14 protein-coding genes are annotated in these 20,047 nt (G+C 50.9%); 12 read left to right on the top strand and 2 right to left on the bottom strand.

Annotation, left to right across the window (positions count from 1 at the left end; translation table 11 throughout):
* Window positions 1-415, bottom strand: a 415-nt coding sequence (locus AACZ40_RS13815) for a DUF1573 domain-containing protein (RefSeq protein ID WP_339674674.1), incomplete at its 3' end; no start/stop codon positions are given.
* Window positions 416-1,413: 998 nt separating this feature from the next.
* On the opposite strand from AACZ40_RS13815, the gene AACZ40_RS13810 reads away from it, so the two are divergent.
* The 7 genes from AACZ40_RS13810 (at window position 1,414) to AACZ40_RS13780 (ending at window position 13,264) form a co-directional block, all read left to right on the top strand.
* Window positions 1,414-2,199 (top strand): hypothetical protein, encoded by a 786-nt coding sequence (locus AACZ40_RS13810; protein WP_291170312.1) that lies wholly within the window; start codon window positions 1,414-1,416, stop codon window positions 2,197-2,199.
* 228 nt (window positions 2,200-2,427) lie between these two features.
* Window positions 2,428-3,474, top strand: a complete 1,047-nt coding sequence (gene lpxK, locus AACZ40_RS13805) for a tetraacyldisaccharide 4'-kinase (protein ID WP_291170314.1) — start codon at window positions 2,428-2,430, stop codon at window positions 3,472-3,474.
* Between the two features lie 343 nt (window positions 3,475-3,817).
* The gene (locus AACZ40_RS13800) at window positions 3,818-4,588 is read left to right on the top strand and encodes a hypothetical protein (protein ID WP_291170316.1); all 771 of its coding nucleotides are present in this window, start codon (window positions 3,818-3,820) and stop codon (window positions 4,586-4,588) included.
* Window positions 4,589-4,714: 126 nt separating this feature from the next.
* Window positions 4,715-6,874 (top strand): PQQ-like beta-propeller repeat protein, encoded by a 2,160-nt coding sequence (locus tag AACZ40_RS13795; RefSeq protein WP_291170318.1) that lies wholly within the window; start codon window positions 4,715-4,717, stop codon window positions 6,872-6,874.
* Window positions 6,875-7,016: 142 nt separating this feature from the next.
* Window positions 7,017-7,622: a peroxiredoxin gene (locus tag AACZ40_RS13790; protein WP_291170319.1), complete on the top strand. Its 606-nt coding sequence runs from the start codon at window positions 7,017-7,019 to the stop codon at window positions 7,620-7,622.
* A gap of 265 nt (window positions 7,623-7,887) precedes the next feature.
* Complete coding sequence (locus AACZ40_RS13785; protein WP_291170321.1) at window positions 7,888-8,577, top strand: hypothetical protein; 690 nt, start codon at window positions 7,888-7,890, stop codon at window positions 8,575-8,577.
* 193 nt (window positions 8,578-8,770) lie between these two features.
* Window positions 8,771-13,264, top strand: a complete 4,494-nt coding sequence (locus AACZ40_RS13780) for a PQQ-binding-like beta-propeller repeat protein (protein ID WP_339674672.1) — start codon at window positions 8,771-8,773, stop codon at window positions 13,262-13,264.
* Between the two features lie 123 nt (window positions 13,265-13,387).
* On the opposite strand, the gene AACZ40_RS13775 is transcribed toward AACZ40_RS13780, so the two are convergent.
* Complete coding sequence (locus AACZ40_RS13775) at window positions 13,388-14,383, bottom strand: AAA family ATPase (RefSeq protein ID WP_291170325.1); 996 nt, start codon at window positions 14,381-14,383, stop codon at window positions 13,388-13,390.
* A gap of 450 nt (window positions 14,384-14,833) precedes the next feature.
* Here AACZ40_RS13775 and AACZ40_RS13770 point away from each other — a divergent pair, with 450 nt between their 5' ends.
* The 5 genes from AACZ40_RS13770 (at window position 14,834) to queG (ending at window position 20,016) form a co-directional block, all read left to right on the top strand.
* Window positions 14,834-15,313 (top strand): CBS domain-containing protein, encoded by a 480-nt coding sequence (locus AACZ40_RS13770; protein ID WP_291170327.1) that lies wholly within the window; start codon window positions 14,834-14,836, stop codon window positions 15,311-15,313.
* 254 nt (window positions 15,314-15,567) lie between these two features.
* A complete protein-coding gene (gene frr / locus AACZ40_RS13765; RefSeq protein WP_291170328.1) occupies window positions 15,568-16,128 on the top strand; it encodes a ribosome recycling factor in 561 nt (186 codons plus the stop codon).
* 129 nt (window positions 16,129-16,257) lie between these two features.
* Window positions 16,258-17,445 (top strand): phosphoglycerate kinase, encoded by a 1,188-nt coding sequence (locus tag AACZ40_RS13760; RefSeq protein ID WP_291170329.1) that lies wholly within the window; start codon window positions 16,258-16,260, stop codon window positions 17,443-17,445.
* A 578-nt stretch (window positions 17,446-18,023) separates the two neighbouring features.
* Complete coding sequence (locus AACZ40_RS13755) at window positions 18,024-18,821, top strand: phytanoyl-CoA dioxygenase family protein (protein WP_291170330.1); 798 nt, start codon at window positions 18,024-18,026, stop codon at window positions 18,819-18,821.
* Window positions 18,822-18,846: 25 nt separating this feature from the next.
* Window positions 18,847-20,016: a tRNA epoxyqueuosine(34) reductase QueG gene (gene queG, locus AACZ40_RS13750; protein ID WP_291170332.1), complete on the top strand. Its 1,170-nt coding sequence runs from the start codon at window positions 18,847-18,849 to the stop codon at window positions 20,014-20,016.
* Window positions 20,017-20,047 lie beyond the last annotated feature (31 nt).

Here is a 20,047-nt window from a genome sequence, read left to right as displayed (position 1 = left end):
CGGGAGTGAAGACCACGTCTGTTCTGATGTAAGCCGTGATCGGAATCCGAACTTCTGCATACTGTGGTGCGTCGATGGTGATAATGACGTTGGAATCTTTACGTCGTTGAAAACGGGCGGTATCCATTTTGACCTGGATATAGCCTTCTTCGCCGCTCTCCAGGATGTTCTTGGAAGGTTCGGCTGCCGAACAGCCACACGTGGTGCGGACATTGGAAATGTGCACGGGACTGGGGTAGATATTTTTAATTTTCAGACGGAATTGAGCATCTGACCCGCGGGCAATGACCCCGAAATCGATCTTGTCTTTGTCGAACATTTTCTCAGCCCATTCCTGACCGAATGAACTTGAGGTACTCAGCATTAACAGACAGGCACTCAAAAAACCAAATCGGAAACTGCTCTTACTTAACATTATTGAATCTCACTTCTGCAAAAAAAGAATTAACTTCGATGTATTAATTAAGTCGAGGCACTGAGATTGGTTGATTAGGCAGGAACGTTTACCGACTATCAGCACACCACTTTACATCGTCTAGTGCAGAATCCATTCACAGAGACGTTTCACACTTCTTGTAAAATCGGGCTTTCACAACGGTTACATTTTTCAAAAGTCTCGAAAATGCAATCATTTATCAAACCTGAATCAGGTTGCCAGCATTATACTGAGTTTATGTGTCCGAGATCAAATTTGATATTCAGAACGTCAGATATATTGGCTTGTGTGACAAATACATCAGTCGGCATCGACACTTTGGTCATGGCAATTTAGTTCTCATTAGTTGAAAAGTCAATGTTGTCTGTTCCCGGTCACTACTGCTATCCCCAGGCGGAGCATACGGTGTAATCCAACCTGTTATCTTCGCTCTGACTGGCTTTATTATGATGTCGCAACCAGTTTCTATAACTGGGTTTGGGGGAATACTGCGTCTGCCTGGTTTATTCAGTGTAACAGGTGAAAATTCATTCAAACGGATTGTTTTACCAGCAGTAACCGTCCGATTTTGACATGCTTGTCCAGGCGGACTGATGCGGATTTCTTTCCGGTTCGACAGGACGCTTCGAGCTGTTCAACTCAATTCCCCCAACTTCGACTTTCTGCGATTTCTATCCGGCGCTTTTATGGGGGCGTGATACGCTTTGGCTAAGAGTGTCTTTCCCGTGAAAGCATTCTGGCAAATACACAAAGCTGACAGCCGGGCAACTGAGTTTGCCTGGTTGAATGATAAGGAAGACAGGAGTTCTTTCATTATCAGACTGGTTTGATTTTCGTTTTGAAAAACAACTGGTTCGTTTCACACATAAGAGAGTGCTTTAGATTTCTGAGACAATGTTGATGAGAAATTCACCGGTCGCACAGTTCTGAAGAGAACATGAAGCCGGTCTCATTATTACAGGGAGCAACGGGTTAATATGAAAAAGAAATTGACTGCCCGGGCAGGTCTTACCGGAATATTGATTCTGAGTCTGATCTGCCTGGCGATACCAGGCCAGCTGGAAGCTGGACATAAATGCGGACATGGTCACTGTAAAGGAGGCGGGCTGTCACTGTTTCATTCAGGAAAGTGTTGCAGTCCCTGGAAGCTGGGCCATAAACATAAATGTAAACCAGGCTGCGGGGGAGGTTCCTGTGGCAGTGGATCACTTGTCGATCAATACTATCAGGGAGCCGTCTATGGTATGGGAAACAGTTCGCGCGGCGGTTGCCAGTCGTGCCAGTCTGGAAGTGATATTGCTGATTTTGATGGGCTGCCAGCCGGTGATCTGTCGCCGCAACCAGACTTGCAGATGATGCCAGTGCAGTCGCCGCCGATGCGTCCCCGGATTCTGCACTACCCGGGAACAATGGGCACCGCTTACATGCGTCCCACCCGGATGATGCCCGCCGATGGTCCGGAAGGTCATCCACGGGATGCGGGGCTGGATGTGTATGCACCCGGGGCTACCGATATTCGCGTCGTCGCTTTGAATCGACAGCGGGATGAGATGATCGGATATCGGAGCCCTGAGAACGAAGATATCTGGGAATTTGTGACGAAGCGTCCCCTGATTCCCGGTATTCAACACGTCTACCAGGTGTATGCGATTTATCCTGAAACGGGTCGTGTTCCCCAGACGCAACGCGTCAGGCTGATCATGGGACGAATTGTAGAAGTAAGCTATAAGAAGTACGAATCAGGTCAGACGAGACCTCATTGAGAGTGTATTTATTTCTGAGAGAATATTTGGTCCTCTTACTGTGAGGCCCGAATATTCAAGTAAAACCACGCCCTGTTGAGAGCAGGATAGTAGATTGTGTTACTGAGTCTGGCTGCTGATTAGCCAGATGGTAACGACTCGGCTATCATGTTTTGAGCAGGGCGTGTTCTTTGTATTGGCACCGCCGACGACTTATTTCACATGACATAGATGCAGGCAGGCTGATTCGTGGACGAAGTGGAATATTTGAGGGTCATCTCGGGCCAGCGACAGGACTGGTGCGCCCGTCTGCTTTATCTCCCCGGTCTGCGGTGCTTGAGTCTCTTATATCGAGTTGGAGTGGGCGTTCGTAATCGGATGTTCGACTGGCGGCTTCGAACTGTCAGAACCGTCGCTGTGCCTGTGGTCAGTCTCGGAAACCTGACCACGGGAGGTACCGGAAAGACTCCCTTTGTCGCCTGGCTCACCCAGTGGTTTCTAAATCGTGAAACACAGGTTGCACTCCTGAGCCGCGGATATCGGGCGTTGCCTGGTGAAGTGAATGATGAAAAACTGTTGCTGGATCGACTCTGTCCCGGCGTGCCTCATTATCAGAATCCGGACCGTTGTGCATCCGCTGAAAAGGCCCTCCATGAAGGGGCACAGGTTCTGATTCTGGATGATGGGTTTCAGCATCGGAAACTGGGACGAACTTTGGATCTGGTGTTAGTCGATGCGGTTTGTCCCTGGGGACACGGCTATCTTCTTCCGCGGGGACTGCTGCGCGAGCCCCCCGCTTCGCTCCGACGCGCGGACTTCGTCATTCTGACTCGCGTCGATCAATGCCCTGATGCAGAACTTGCGCAGTTGAACCAGGCGTTGATCAAATTCGTACCCGCGGACCGCATTGCCAGTGCAACGTTTCAACCGCAGTCATTGATCAATGTAGCCAATGAGAGGCTCTCCCTGGATTCCGTCAGGGGCAAGCGTGTCTGGGCATTCTGCGCGATTGGAAATCCCGCCGGTTTTCGACTCACACTGGAACAGGCGGGATTTGATGTGGCGGAGCTGCAGATCTTCGCGGATCATCATCATTATACACATGAGGAGCTTCAGGAAATTGGAAACCGGGCCCGGCAGGCGAACGTTGATCTGATTCTCACGACCTGTAAGGATCTGGTTAAAACAAGTGAACCTATGTTTTATGGCGTTCCGGTCTGGGGGCTTGAAATCGGTGTTGAGATCCGCGACGGCAAAGAGTTGCTGGAGCAGTTATTGCAGGGTCTTGCTCTTTAAATGTCTTTCGCAGGGTGAGATGTTTTATTCGGAGCCGATTTCAGAACCGTTTTTTGGGCTCTAATTCCCGGCAGTCACAGCATATTGGCAGCTTTTGATCCTGAAAATTGATGTAATCCTGTTTCATAGATACTTGATTTTGGTAGTTTGTTGTGTCATCCTGAAGAGGTAGATCAAATACACACAGAGCGGGTGTTTTGTAGAGAATACGGATCTCGCTTGACTTGTTACCTTCCTACAGTGCGGCTTTCCCGGTTTGAAGCAACAGCGTCAACACGGTTTTCCGTGCTCCTTCCCCACGATGTTCAGTACAATCATATTCAATAGACGAGGAATTTTAATTATGCGAAAGTTGAATCCTAACCAGATATTTTTAGCGGCTCTTCTGATTTCTGGTTTCTTTTTCCTCTCACCTGCAGCAGTTTCTGCAGCTGGCTGGGGTTCGGTAACAGGCCGGTTTGTCTATGATGGTGAGGCTCCCAAGCGAACCGTACAGCGTGAAAAAGGCGATCCTGCTGTCAAAGATCCGGCAGTCTGTGCTGCCTCAGATCATTTGAATAACGATCTGGTCGTCAATCCCGATAACAAGGGAATTGCAAATGTCTTCATGTATATGAGACGCGCCAAAGAAATTCATCCTGATTTGAAAGAATCGAAAGAGAAGACCGTCGTGTTCGATCAGAAAGGCTGTACTTTCGAGCCACACGCACTGATTGTACGCACCGATCAGAAAGTGATCGTCAAGTCAAATGATCCCGTCGCTCACAACACTCATACATTTCCGATCAAAAACCAGGCCGTGAACTTTATTCTGGCTCCCAATGATCGTGAAGGCAAAGAAGTTGAAAACGTCATTCCCGAAATTCTGCCGATGCAGGTAAAGTGCGATATCCACCCCTGGATGACCGCTTACTGGTTTGTTGTAGATCATCCTTATGCCGTTGTCTCTGACGAGGATGGAAAATTTACGATTGAAAATCTGCCCGAAGGAAAAAATGAATTTCGTATCTGGCAGGAAAAAGCGGGTTACCTGGATCGTAAATTTACTGTGAACATCAAGGCGGGTGAAACAGTGGATCTGGGTGAAGTGAAATTCAAACCAGCCCAGTTTTAATGGAAATCAGAACTCTCTGAATTTGAGAAGTTTCAGATCAGGACACGTCTACCCGGGCGTGTCCTTTTTAATGCCTGTTACCTGTGCCTGTCATTTGTGGTTGTAAAGGGCGAGGAATTCAGAACCATGCAAATACTTCGCGGTTGCATCGCTCTTTTTGTATGGGGCGCGTTCACTTTCTCCACTGAAATCATGCTGGCGCAACCGGAACCGCAGGTTATATCGTCCCGCTTTCGAGAGTCGGTCTCACTGGATGTAAATAATACGGTGCTCAAGAAAATGGGCTCCGTCCGCGATTATCTTTCCGAACAGCAATGGGAAGATGCGGTGAAAATTCTCATTCAGATCTCTGATGAGTATGGCGATTCGCTCTATCCCGAAGCACCCGGGCGATATTTACGTGTCTCTGAATACTGTCAGAATCTGCTGGCCGGCTTTCCTCCTGAAGCGATTGCCATTTATCGAGAAAAAGTCGACCCCCGCGCAAAACGCTGGTATGAAGAAGCGTTAGCCGGCTCAGGCAGGCAACCCCTGGTCAACATCACCGAACAGGCATTGATGAGCAGTTACGGGGATGATGCTCTGAACCTGCTGGGAGAGATGGCCTGGGAAGAGGGGCAACTGGCTGAAGCACGCTCCCTCTGGCGTAAGCTGATTCCGCGGACGGCTTCTGATTCTCCCGTGTATGATACCGGACTGTTTCATTACCCCGATACGGATTTACCGGTTCCCGAAATTCTGGCTCGCCTGATTCTGGTCAGTTTTTTTCAAGGAAATTTCAGTCAGGCTGATTTTGAGCAGGGTCAGTTCCGCAAAAAGTATCCGCAGGCCACCGGCAGACTCGCTGGGAAAGAGGGTAACCTCTCAGACTTGCTGGCAGAGATTCTCGCTGACCCCAGTCGCGTTTCACTGCCTGATAACCGCAGCGAACTGAAAACTTTTGCCGGACATCAGACGCGTAATTTCAAAGCAGCGCAGCCACCGGAGATCGGCGCTGTTGACTGGTCTTTCCCGGTCCCCCTGGTCTGGAGTCAGGAATTTACAGCAAAACCGGCTTTTGGATTTCGTGTTCCTCCCGGACTGTTTCCCGTGGTGCACCAGGAGCATGTCTTCTTCAATGACGCCGAGCGTATCTATGGCTTGAACTGGAAAACAGGATTACCCGCCTGGTCCCAGGATCCCCAGTCCAGTCCGATCTTGTATCCTTCTGCCAGCCATCGAGTAAGCAGACTGCCGTTCCGGCCGGTCGTCGGCGTGCCCCGCTATACTTCTACGATTGCAGGAGGCCGCCTGTATGCGCGGATGGGATCGCCGGTCACGTCCGTTGCCAAAGACGAACGGTTGGGGCTGTTTTCTGATCTGGTCTGCCTGGATCTCGACCAGGGGCAGGGCAAGCTGTTATGGAAAATTTCATCCGCCCAGCTGCGAGAGCAGAACTTTGTCTGGTCGTTTGAAGGGGCACCAGTCGTTTCAGGCAACCGGTTGTACGTGGTATTGCATCGGGGGTTTCCGGAAGTGCAGACGAATGTCGCCTGTTTCTCCGCGGATACAGGTGAAATGATCTGGAATCAGAAAGTCTGCCTGGCATTAAGAAGTATTGAGGAAGGCGTCAATTATATCAGCCATCTATTGCTGACTCTGGGTGAAGATCAGCTGTATCTATCAACTGATATGGGAGCAATTGCTTCTCTGAATACCGTGAATGGAAAATTGAACTGGCTGGTGACATACCCTTCCCAGGATAAAACGGACAAAGAGGAATTGAGTAATCATATGAAAACAGGGCTGGTCCCCTGTCTCTATGATCGCGGGATTCTGTTTGCTGCGCCGCAGGATTCATCGCAACTGATGGCCTTCGATGCAGAATCCGGATTACTGCTCTGGCAGCGTCCCTGGCCGGAGCAGATTCGAAACCTGTTGGGAGCCACCCAGTCCACACTGGTTGTCAGTGGAGACCGATTGTTTGGGCTCGATCGTGCTACAGGCAGGATCAACTGGAAAACCGGTTATCATGACCCGGAAGGTTTTGGTTATGGCAGAGGAATTTTAGCCGGCGATTATACCTACTGGCCTTTGAGAGAAGAGATTCTTGTTGTTCATACAGAGCAGGGATACCTGAAGCGAAAGATCTCTCTGCGGAAGCGGTATGGTGCGACAGGCGGCAATCTGGTGATCGCCGGGAATCAACTGCTGATCGCCTCGCCGCGAAGATTGACGGCATTCGGAACTGATGGCCAGATCCCGGCAAATGAGTCGAAAAAAATATCTGCGTTAAGTATTAAATAAAATGTGTCCTGTTTTACGATTGCGTCCCGAGGGGGAGTGGGAACGATTCACTCCGTTCGGGAGATGCTCTGGTTCAATCTAATGCGTTCAAAAGTGCTGTTTACAAAACATGATTTTATTCTTTTTAGACAAGGTGAATGACATGAAGTATTCGTATCGTGAATTACTCGGTTCGATGTTAAGTGTGGCCTGTATCTGTGGACTGACTGCGAATGCCTTCGGTCAGGTCAATGCCCCTCCCGGCAAACTGGAAGTGGGTGACAGTGCGCCCGCGTTTACGGCGAAAGATGACCAGGGTAAAGGCTGGAAATCAACGGACTATGTGGGCAAGAAAATCCTGGTCGTTTATTTCTATCCGGCTGATTTAACCGGAGGCTGTACCAAGCAGGCGTGTGGTTTTCGTGATGATATGAAAAAACTGCAGGGCGAAGATGTGGAAGTGATTGGCGTCAGTGGAGATTCTGTTCGCAATCATCAGATCTTCAAAAAAGAGTATGATCTGAATTTCACTCTGCTGGCTGATGAAGATGGCGGCGTAGCCAAAAAGTTTGGTGTGCCTTTGAAAGAGGGCGGTTCGATCAAACGTACCATCGATGGTAAGGAAGAAACCTTAACCCGCGGTGTCACAGCGGCACGCTGGACTTTTGTGATTGACAAAAATGGCAAAATTGTCATGAAAAACACCAAAGTCAAAGCGGCCGATGACAGTAAAGCAATTCTGGAAGTAGTTGATCAACTGAAATCGTAAACACGATTTTGGCTGAAAAGTAAGCAAAAACCCTCTAATTCAGGCGACTGACTCACCCGCAAAAATCCTCTTTCGTACTCGACAGCTAATGTGCCGGCGGCGTACAATTGAGACTGCGGGTGAGGTCGTTTCTGCCTGCCAGCCTGTGTTCAGGTTTATTGTCGTCTCTCAAGGAATAGCGGGGCCGTGTAAAATCTGCCGTGTAGATTGATCGAGAGAAGCTGCGATAAACTGTGCTGCCCTCTCGTGTGAAAGGAATTGAGTTGTGCCTGTGGTCCGTGTTGCCAGAATGCTGTCGGCTGTCACTTTCGGTTTCTTATATTGTGTCGTATGTGTGACAGGGTGTGGAAATTCCGGACAGGTGACTGGTTCACAGGACGATCACTCAGCAACAGTGGCCGCCTCCAGCGCAGAGGAAATCGAAACAGAAGATTCTGAGAATAATTCAGATCAGAAGAATACGGAACGGGTGACCTATCAGTCAGGCATGGAAATTGGCGCGATTCCGCTCCCCTTTGAAGTCTCTGATGTGACCGGTCCCAATAAGGGAAAAACATTGTGTTACCGCTGCCTGTATGGGGAGCGGCCTGTGGTGGGAGTGTTTGTCAGAGAACTCGATGAATCGACGACAAAACTGATTCAGGAACTGGATGCTGAAGTCGACGCGCATCAGGACGAGAAACTGGCTGCCTTCGTTGTGATGTTGACTGAGACACCCGCTGAAGTGAAGCCGAACCTGGAAAAAATCGCTGCGAAGTATCACATTCAGCATGTGCCGTTAACCGTTTATGAGGGGGCAACAGGCCCGCCCGGGTATAATGTGAAGCAGGACGCCAGCGTCAATGTGATGATGTGGGAAGGCGTTGTCAAAGCAAACCGGGCCTATCAGGCAGGACAGTTAAAACCGGAAGAAATCAAAGAAGTCATTGCAGATACAAAATTAATCATTCACTAACGCAGAGGCTGCGTTCCTCAAGCAGGACGACAGGTTTCGATGCCCGCCTGAAACCGGTCTTATTTTTAATTCAGAATTACGGAAAGTAGAACTCCTTCATTTGCCTATGGTTTCTCAAATATTCTCATTCCGACTTTCCAGAAGTAGCCTTCATTACATTGCTGTACTGACGATGGTTCTGCTGCAATGTCTTGTGTTCCAGGCGAATTGTCTTGCGCAGCCTATGCGGAATGATGGTCCTGCCTATGGAATTATGGAAGGGGATCCGCATGCGCTGTTTCCCACCAGTCGTGAGTATTCAAAAAGTTTTCAGGATGCAAAGCAGTTGCTCAGCGAGCAAAAGTATCCGGTTGCGGTACCGGAGCTGCAGTCCATTCTGGACGCCCCCGAAGATTACCTGAAGAGTGATTCGACCACTGGTTTTGAGAGCCTGAAAGAAGCTGCGCACCAGTTGATTGCCACGCTTCCTGATGCCGGCAGGCGTTATTACAGTCTGCAATATGGCCCCACTGCCGAACAGATGCTGCAACAGGCAGAGGCCCTGGATGATAACAGTCTGCTGCGCGAAATTGTTCGTCGTTATTTCTTTACCAAGGCAGGTGCAGAGGCGGCTTATGCACTGGGGGGATATTACTTCGAACGGGGAGATTTCCTCGCAGCTACAGAAATCTGGGAAATGCTCAGTACCCAGCATGAACTGGCTCTCTCCAAAGAACCGCATCTGACATTTAAACTGGCCGTGGCCTGGTATCATCTCGGCAACATGGGAAAATGCCGCCAGGCACTGATGCAGTTCTCGCGCCTCATGGACAAGCCTGTTTACGAGTTTCCCAATGGTACCAGGGTTCCACTGTTTACGGCGGATGAAAATCCAGTGGAGTGGTTATCTCGTCTGACAGGCAGACTGGATCTGCAGGTTGCGCGGGAACAGGATAACTGGACCATGTATCGAGGCAGTCCTGCCCGGACGGCCTCTGCGGAATTTGTAGTCCCTTCTGCCAAACCCCTCTGGGAGTTCTCCACGATTCAGGAGCCCTTTCTGCAACTGCTGAAAGACCCTCCTCCTGTCGAGGATATGTTGCAAAAACTGGGAGAGCATCGCCGAAAGAATCAGGCAGGCGTTTTACCGGCCGCCAGTCCTGTTGTGATTCGAGATCAGGTGATTTTCAGAACACATCGCAATCTGAAATCGGTATCGTTGAAGACGGGCCAGTTAAACTGGGAGACGACCGTTTCGGATGCGTTATACCAGGAATTACTCAAAGATCCTCAAAACGAAGATGAAGAATTTTTAGGCACTCCACAAACGCCACTGGAAAAATATCTGACCCAGCGCGCCTGGCAGGATTACACGGCCGGGCATTTAAGCACTGATGGAAAGCTGGTCTACTGTGTGGAAAATGTAGGATTCATTGCCGGCTTTTATCATTTCAGCCGGCTTGACCGTGAGCATGTTCTCGTGCCCAATTCCTTTAACCGGCTGATGGCATTTGAAGCAGATACCGGCAAATTTGTATGGGAACTGGGCGGCCCCCGTCTGCAGAATCCGATTAACTTCTCCGGCCATTATTTTCTGGGAGCTCCCTTACCACTGGATGGGAAATTGTATTGCCTGGCAGAGGAAGGCCGTGAATTTCGTCTGCTGGTTCTGGATGCCGCTACAGGGCAGACAATCTGGACTCAGTCATTGTATCGCAGCGACAATCCCATAGCCCGCGATTATACCACAGATCGGCGCACCCTGGATCATATTCGCCGCAGGATGGGATTGAGTCCCTCCGCCGCGCATGGGGTGCTGGTCTGCCCCACGGGTTCGGGTTGCACGATCGGCATTGATCTCATTCAACGTAAGCTGCTCTGGAGGCACGTTGATACCGGCGGTAAAGAGATTTCCATGTTTGCCGCTTTTGCCCGCGATTCCAATGATAACCAGGAAGGCTGGGCTGAGTTCACTCCCGTGATTGTCGGGAACCGTGTACTGATTGAATCCAGAAAGTCACAGACACTGCAATGCCTGGATCTGTTCGACGGGCGCTTGATCTGGTCTCGTCCCCGAGGTAATAACCTGTTTATCGCCGCGGTGCATGAAGGGAATATTCTACTTGTCGGAAATGATCAGATTGAAGCATTGAAGCTGAGCGATGGTTCTCTTGCCTGGCCGAAACCACAGCGCATCGGGGCACCCAGCGGCCGCGGGATTGTGGTCAAGAACACCTATTATCAGCCAGTTGAGACCGGAGAAATCTTAAGTATCCGCCTGGATGATGGACTGGTGCTGGCCAGGACCCGCGTGGAAACGGAAGCATTGATCGGGAACCTGGCAGCAGCGGGAGGCATGCTGGTCTCGCAGAATGAAACTGAAGTGGTCGGCTTCCCGTCGGTCACCGCAATCGAGGAGCAGATCCGACTAGCGAGCCAGTCTACACGTCCTGAAGACCAGGCGATTGCCCAGTTGCTGAAGGGAGAGTTGAAACTGTTTGCCGGGGACGTCACCCAGGCGATGCATTTCATCGAGAGGTCACTCCAGATCAATCCGACACTGCGTGCCCGGCGACTGTATGCAGATATCTATCTGGAAAACCTGGATCATGATTTTATACCGAATGAAAAACAGATTTCCCAGATGCAAAAGCTGCTGGTAGACGATGTCCAGCAAAAGAGATTTTATCAGATCCTGGCAGTGAACTATCAGCGGCGTGGAAATTTACAGGAAGCACTTCAGAATTATATCAAACTGTCTGAGCTGAAAGGCCTGTTGGAATCAGAAGCTGTCAAAGGGGGCGGATTTGTCCGCACCGACCGCTGGATAAGGGCTCAGTTAGATCTGCTGACTCTGCGGGCGTCTGAGGAAGATCGGAAACAGATCGCGGAATTCTTCACCCGATATTATTCACAGAAGCTGGTCGACGCCGATCGTGCCGCCCTCGAACGATTTCTGCAATGTTGTGGAAATCTGCCTGAAACTCAGCAGGCACGCATGGCGCTGATTGCCAGGCTGGAGCAGGAGATCGATTCGGCCCCGGCAGCAAAGCAGGCTTATCTGCAGAGCTCAATGATGCGGCACCTGGAGCGGCTTCGTTCGTCGAAGAAGTCTGTGGTCGCGGCTTATGCGACAGCAAAACTGACAGAGATTTATCTCACTGCCCGGCGTCAGACCCAGGCTGGGGAATATATTGAGGAGCTGCGCACCCGCTGGCCGGACGTGGTCTGCATGGATGGGAAAACCGCGTCACAACTGGCCGAACAGTGGGAATCACAGCTGGAGTCCACACAGTCAAAACAGGCATCACCCTGGCAGGGAAAGACGGTTCAGGTTTACCGGGGAGAGCAGGACAAGGGGCAGAACACTTCACTGACCGTTGAGATCGTCGGCCTTTCCAATGCCTTGTTCAATAATTATCGTCTGGAAGTCGGGCCTGCGAAAGAATGGCTCCTGGCTTACGATGGTCAGGGGCAACTGCAATGGTCCTTCTCGCTTCTCAAAGCCGAGATTGAAGTACCACAACAATCCTTCTTTTCCGCGCGGGTGTTTCAGCAATATCTCGTGGTCGATTTTGGTTCAGAGTTTTTTGTACTGGATACCTTGAATCGCGATTCAGAAGACCGGCCCGTGTTGTTGTGGAAACAGACTCTCATGGCCGGGCCCCCCAGTGTTCGTGATTATATTACGATTGAACGTACCGGGGTGGCACCTGTGTTACGCGAATATGTTACGCGAAATGCGGATCGGGAATTACTGGGGCGAATCGGAACGATCAATGAAGATTTCATCTGTTATCAGATCGGTTCGGAACTGATCGCCGCAGATCTGTTGACGGGGGAAGTCATCTGGAAACGACAGGGAATCGGCATCAGCAGCCGGCACTATGGCGATGCAGAACATGTGATCGTCATAGCGGGGCAGGTGCAATCCGAGCAGTGGTATGAGGTCTTAAGCAGTCAGAACGGGGATGTGATCAATACGTTCAAGCTGAAGGAGGGGGAGGCGCCGATCTTTGCATTTGAACGCTACCTGCTCACGCTGACGATCGAAGAAGATAAATCCCGACTCCTGCATCTGAAGGACCTGGTGAAAAATGAGGAAATCTGGAACACGTCACTGAGCGAGTCTTCCATTTATACGCTGGGACAGGATTATGAAATTGTCATGATGCATCCGGACGGCACGATTGCTGTTCTGGATTTAATGACGGGCGAACAGAAATTTGAAGTCAAAGGGCAGCCTGCGTCCAAGATGCTCAATCTGCTGGTGCTGAAGAATTCACGGCAATACCTGGTATTTGTCAGTCTGCCTTATGTCGCTAAGAGCAGAGTGACATTTCGCTCGCTGAGCCTGACTTCATTTCTCTTCAGTGGAATGGCCTATTCCATTGATCGCCAGACGGGAGAATTAATGTGGTCGCTGCCGGTGGATGCCCAGGGGATTGATTTCTCCCAGTTTCTGGATTTACCCGTGATGACCTTTGGCATTCGCAGAGTCAGCGGAGTGGCTTCTGCCGATGGTACGCAGGTTGATCTACAGGTTGTCGACCTGCGGAACGGCGATGTGGTACTCAAGGAAACGACGACCAGTAACCGCCTGCGGATCTGGACTGTTCCCGATCTTGAGCAACAGGACATTCTGATCGAACCGTTTCAGATCCGCCTGAGTTTTGAAGAACCTCCGCTTACGGCAAAAAAACCGTAGCTGGTTGGACGTCAGCCCGCTGATGATGTCTTAGATCGCATCACATTTAACCATAGCGTCTCTCAATCTAATCTACTCGGGCCAAATGGCCCTGGAGACGCTACAGTAAAACTGGATACAGTCTTAGTACTGATCCTGGTCGTCATCGTCGTCGTCGTAATCCAGGTCATCAAAATCATCATCGTCATCATCACGGTCCGGATGTAGCGGGTTATCCGGGGCAAAAAAGAAATCGCCCAGTCCCATCGGCATCATATTTCCGCCCAGGTTCTGTGTGCGTTTTTCAGACAGCGATTCAAGATCCAGGGCATCTTCACCCAGGCAGGCCTTGAGTGCTTCCAGCCAGAGGACATCTTTACTGAGGGGATGATCTTTATCCTGGGCGGCACGTTTTAGAGCCAGCCGCAGGACGTTGATGCCGTCACGACTGGAAAAGTCGAGTTTCAGACTGTGCGACTGCTGCAGAAAGTCCACGGTCAGGTCGAGCATGTGTTCGTCTGCAAAGGGGAGATGATAGTGGAGAATCATCTTTTCATCTTCCCGATTGGGATGCTCCAGCGTGATGCTGGGCTGCAGGCGGCTTAGAATATAGTCGGGGATTTCGAAGGTGGATTCGTCTTCGTTCATCGTGACAGCACAGCGGAATTCAGGATGTGCGGGAATGGTTACACCGGCCACGATGGATTCCACGTAGCGGCGGTGATCCAGCAGCGGTGCCAGGCTGGCCCATGATTTTTCATTCATGCGGTTGCCCTCATCCAGCACGCAGATCCCTCCACGAATCATGGCGGTTACCAGGGGGGAAGCATGGTACGCAATCTTGCCACTCTCTGCCAGCACGGGGGTGACCAGCAGATCTTCCGGTCGGGTATCAGCCGTGCATTGATAGATGTAAAGCTCCTGGTTTCGGGTGCGTGCACCTGCAATCGCCAGGGACGTTTTTCCAATCCCGGGAGTCCCCACCAGGCGCGGCGTCAGGGGCATGTCTTTTTCATCAATCACCAGCCAGCAGGCCAGGAGTTGCTTGAGCGCTTCGTGTTGACCAATCCAGTCACTGGTGGTCTGGTCGGCTCGTCCCAGGTGCAGCCCAACCCCGTCAATTTCCTCTCTGCGCGACATTTGATTAATTTCTATTGTTTGGACAGTCAGTATTGTTGGTGAAGCTGATACAGAAGCTGAATTCCTGTTGGAAAGAATCAGCTCTGATTATAGGCGTCTCAGGTCGTTTCTGATAAGTCTGGTCTTCCTTCTCTTCTGAGATGATTGACAAATTCGAAGTCCGAATTTCGCAAAGTATTTTTGAAGAATTCTTTAAGTGCTTGCCTTGGAAGAAGATATCGCCGCTAAAGCTTAGTGAACCAGTAGGTGATCAGTGGGAATGTTTTTGAGAAACCGTTTTCCGGTTGGTAGAATAAACATCTTTCCCGCACATGAAACCAATGACGCAGTCGCGTTAATACATATCTGAAGTGAGCACGCACGTCCTCAGCAGTTTGGAAAACATTTCTTTCGCAGTGTGTCTCATTTATCTTGTGTTTCTAAACGCCAATTTAGAAGGAGGGAGGAGCGATGGATAAACCAATTCTCGCTAAGGATATTATGGTCACAAAGTTGATCACGTTAACTCCGGATATGGATGTTCTGGAAGCAATCGGGATGCTGCTGAATCATCGGATTTCAGGCGCACCTGTGATAGATGCCGAGCATCGGATTCTCGGTGTGTTTTCTGAAAAATGCTGCATGGATGTGCTGATTAAAGCCAGCTATGAGCAACTGCCTTCGTCGCAGATCTTTCCGTTCATGGATACCGAGGCCCGTTGTATATCGGAAGACATGGATCTGTTGACCATCGCCCAGATCTTTCTCAGCACTCCCACCCGCAGGTTACCTGTAGTGAGTGAGGATCGCACGCTGCTGGGTCAGATCAGTCGTCGTGATCTGCTGCAGGCGGGAAATAAAAGTCTGCAGTTTCGTACCAATCTCCCGCAGGAGAAAAATCTGCTGTATTTGAGCGGAATTATGAATCGCGAAGAATCGCCAATTTCATGAACCGTTACCGATAGTGATGGGGATCGACCCTGGATGAATGACTGAGAAAAGCCAGCTGGACCTGATTCAGCTGGTTTTTCTCGTTCCTGAGGTTTGATTTTAGCAGCCTGTCAACTAAAATCAGTGCCGCTTCCGCTTCCAGGCAGAGAACAGGCCAGTCGTCTGAATCAGCTCTCGCAGCGGCGTTTCCACGATATAATTGAATAATTGACGAATCTACTCAGGTAAAGCTATCTATTTGAAGGACTTGCAGCATGGACCAGGCAGAAATTTTACTCGACGCGGAAGAGAGAATGGACAAAGCGGTTCACGTGTTCCAGGGGCAATTGCAGGGTATTCGAACAGGACGCGCCACTCCGGGCCTGGTCGATTCCGTCCGTGTAGACTATTACGGCTCCCCGACCCCTTTAAAGCAGATGGCCAATGTCAGCGTGCCGGAACCACAACAGATTCTGATCCGCCCTTTCGACGCCGGCATGGTGGGAGAAATTGCCAAAGCGATTACCGCCAGTGATATGGGCCTGGCTCCCAACACGGATGGGCGTGTGGTGCGATTGAATATTCCGCCCCTGTCTACAGAACGACGGCGGCAGATGGTATCCCGGGTCAAAGAACTGGCTGAAGAAGCCCGGATTTCCATCAGAAACATTCGCCGAGATGCCAACAAGCACGCGGATCAGTCAGAAAAAGACAAAGTGATGGGGGAAGATGAACGTGACGATACCAAAGACCAGGTTCAGGAACTGACCAAAAAATTCGAAGGTAAAGTCAACAGCATGGCCGATGCGAAAGAAAAAGATGTGATGGACGAGTAGTCTGCAGAACATCCAGTTTCGCTGGCATCAATGTCGAATCATTCAGGATGACTTCAGGTTGGCTTGAGGGCATCGTTTTCAATACACAACATTCAACCTCTGTAAGATAAGAGACTGGTTCAAGTTTCCATGGCTAAGAAGACAATCGAGAACGTAGACGTTGCAGGTAAAACCGTTTTAATGCGAGTGGATTTCAATGTCCCCTTGAATGATGAACTCAAGATTACCGATGATCGCCGGGTGCGGATGGCGCTGCCTTCCATCAAGTCGGTGATTGACCGGGGAGGCCGATTGATCCTTATGAGCCATCTCGGTCGTCCGACGGGAGAAGCCAGTGATTCCAAATACAGCCTGAAACCTACAGCAGGCTGCCTGGCTGAACTGCTGGGACAGGATGTGGCCTTCGCGACCGATACCGTCGGTGAAGATGCCAAAGCGAAAGTCGACGCGCTGCAGGACGGCCAGGTGCTGATCCTGGAAAACCTGCGGTTCAACGCCGGGGAGAAAAAAGGGGACGCTGCTTTCGCCGGCGAACTGGCTGCTTTCGCCGATGTTTACTGTAACGATGCCTTTGGAACCTGCCATCGAACCGACGCTTCCATGGTAGCCGTTCCTGAAGCGATGGCGGGAAAACCCAAAGTGGTCGGCTTCCTGGTCGCCAAGGAAATTCAATATCTGACCGATGTGATTGCCAGTCCCGAGCGACCCTTTGTGGCGATTCTGGGAGGGGCCAAAGTTTCCGACAAGATTAAAGTCATCGATAACCTGCTGGGAATCTGCGATAAAGTTCTGATTGGCGGCGCGATGGCTTACACGTTTGCACTGGCGCAAGGCGGGAAAGTCGGCGACAGCCTGGTGGAGAAAGACAAAGTCGATCTCGCGAATGAGTTAATCGCCAAAGGCGGCGATAAGCTGATGCTGCCGGTTGACACTCACTGTGGTGATGACTTCAACAGCAACTGTAATAAGCAGGTTGTCAAAGCGGGAGAGATTCCCGATGGTTTTGAGGGTCTGGATATCGGTCCCGAGACCGCAAAAATCTATGCCGAAACCGTCAAGTCGGCGAAAACGGTTGTCTGGAATGGTCCGATGGGCGTCTTTGAAATGACCCCGTTTGACGCCGGAACCAAAGCGGTCGCCCAGGCGATCGCGGACAGTGATTCGACCAGTATCATCGGCGGGGGAGACAGTGCCGCCGCAGTTCAACAGCTGGGATTTGCCGACCAGGTCTCGCATGTCAGCACCGGCGGTGGTGCCAGTCTGGCCATGCTGGAAGGTCAGGAATTCGCCGCCGTCAATCTGCTGGACGAAGCCTGATTCTGTACTTTGTCCGCATTTATGAACTATACACAAAACACAGTCTGTTCGTTAACGGGCTGTGTTTTTGTTTTGGGGGAAGGAGATGCTCGAAATCCGTGAGCAAACAGGTTAAAATGAATGTAATGTTTCCCTTCAGGAGGGACTGTGTACTAGCCTGATAAAAATCAGGGGTGCCACTGTCGGCTTGCCCGACAGTGTGAATTGTGTAGAGACATTCAATGAGAACAGTCTCCGTAACGGGATGATTTGAGTATTGGTTGCCGAGAAGGATTCGGCACTGTTGGACCAGCCAACAGTGGCACCCTCGGTTAATCAAATCAACTCTGTGATTTTAGTATTTATATGAGCTGAGAAAGACTGTCGGCAGTTGCCAACTGAAGCATCCATTCGTTGATCGAGTTACCTGTCTGGGTGCCACTGTCGGCTTGCCCGACAGTGTGAATTGTGTAGAGACATTCAATGCGAATAGTCTCTGAAACGGGATGATTTGAGTATTGGCACCCTCCGTCTTTCGATTTTTAATCAGCTTCCTTGGCACATGAATTCAAGTTCTGTTTGACTATGGGGGAAGTGAGATGAGCGCGGCGTTATTAGATGCAAAACAGGTTGCTGCGTTTCAGAAAGATGGATTTCTGATTGTGGATTCGCTCTTCAGTCAGGAAGAAGTGACTTTGTTAGGTCAGATTGGTCGAGCTGATCTGGCCATGCAGCAGGCGACCTTCAGTCGAGCCGATGGGGAAGGGGGCTCGGTCAAACTGAATGTCGAGAATGAACTGCACGATGATATCTATGGTGCAATCGCCTCCTGCCGACGCGTCGTGGACCGCATGGAGGCGTTGCTGGGAGATGAAGTCTACCACTACCATCACAAGATGATTCAGAAAGAAGCGAAGGTGGGCGGGGCGTGGGCCTGGCATCAGGATTACGGCTACTGGTACAACAACGGCTGTCTCTCCCCGGATATGGGCAGTTGCATGATCGCCGTGGATCGTGCGACGGTCGAAAACGGCTGCCTGCAGGTACTGCGGGGAAGTCATCTGCTGGGGCGCATCGATCATGGAAAAGTAGGCGACCAGACGGGCGCCGATCCGGAACGGGTTCAGGCAGCACTTGAGCGGCTGGAATTGTTTTACTGTACCTTGAAGCCGGGATCTGCCATCTTTTTTCATTCCAATCTGCTGCATCGTTCTGATCAGAATAAGAGCGAACATCCGCGGTGGGGTTTTATCTGCTGTTACAATACGCGTCATAACAATCCCTATAAAGAATCGCGGCATCCCCGTTATACCCCGCTGCAAAAACGGGACGACGCTGATGTTCTGAGCGCAGGACGCACTCAATGGGAACAGATGCAGGCTCATCCCTCGCTCTGAAAAACGATCGGCTTTTGAGAAAATTATGGGAGATGCAACGGGGGTCACAGCCGAGGATCAGAGCAGGCAGTCTGCTGCCATCAAGCAGATGGCTTACGAGTGTGGCTTCGACCTGGCAGGCCTGGCACCGGCGATCACTCCTGCAGGCTATCACCACTTTCTGGAATGGTTGAATCAGGGCTATGCGGGTGAGATGAATTATCTCGAACGCCGCAAAGACGCTTACCAGCACCCCGCACATGTGATGAGTTCCGTCCGCAGCGTAATGATGTTAACGCTGAATTACCGGACCGAAGATCCGCCGCCAGTCTCGGGAACGGAAGCGCGGGTCTCGCGTTATGCCTGGGGCAGTACGGACTACCATAAAGTGATCCGGAAAAAACTCAAGCAACTCTCCCGTCTGATTCGCGAGCAGTTTCCCGATTGTGAAACGCGGGGCGTCGTTGACACGGCTCCCTTACTCGAACGGGATTTCGCACAGCTGGCCGGCCTGGGGTGGATCGGGAAAAATACATTGCTGCTCAATAAGACAGAGGGGAGCTGGTTTTTTCTGGCAGGGCTGCTGCTGAGCGATGAACTGGATTACGATGAGCCCCATCATTCTTCGCATTGCGGCACCTGCACACGTTGCCTGGATGCCTGTCCCACCGATGCCTTTGTGGAAGGCGGAGTTCTGGATGCGCGGAAGTGTATTTCTTACCTGACCATTGAACTACGCGATCAGCCGATCCCAAGCGAATTACGACCCGGTTTGCAGGACTGGGCGTTTGGCTGCGATGTCTGCCAGGATGTCTGCCCGTGGAATCGCAAAACGCCGCTGAGCCGTGAAATTGCGTTTCAACCCGTGGAATCGTATTCCCCCCTGGATGCCTGTGAATTATTGACACTGGATGACGCGCAGTTTCAGGAACGATTTCAGAGTACCCCGATGTCGCGCTCGGGACGGGCGGGTTTATTACGCAATGCAGCCATCGTGCTGGGCAACCGGGGAGATCAAAGTGCCGTGCCCGTTTTGAAAAGAGTACTCAGTGACACAGAGCCTTTAATCCGGGGCGCGGCAGCCTGGGCCCTGGGACAGCTGGGAGAAACGGAGACGCTGGACTCGCTGGCAGCACAATTGTCAGTCGAACGGGAATCGAGTGTCAGGCTGGAACTGCAACAGGCGATTACCAGCATTAAAGCGTCAGGTAAATAAACTGAAAAATGACGGGGGAAAGTGTCAGGCG

This window comes from uncultured Gimesia sp. (genome assembly GCF_963972345.1).
GTDB lineage: Bacteria > Planctomycetota > Planctomycetia > Planctomycetales > Planctomycetaceae > Gimesia.
This window is presented reverse-complemented; position numbering and strand designations above follow the sequence as displayed.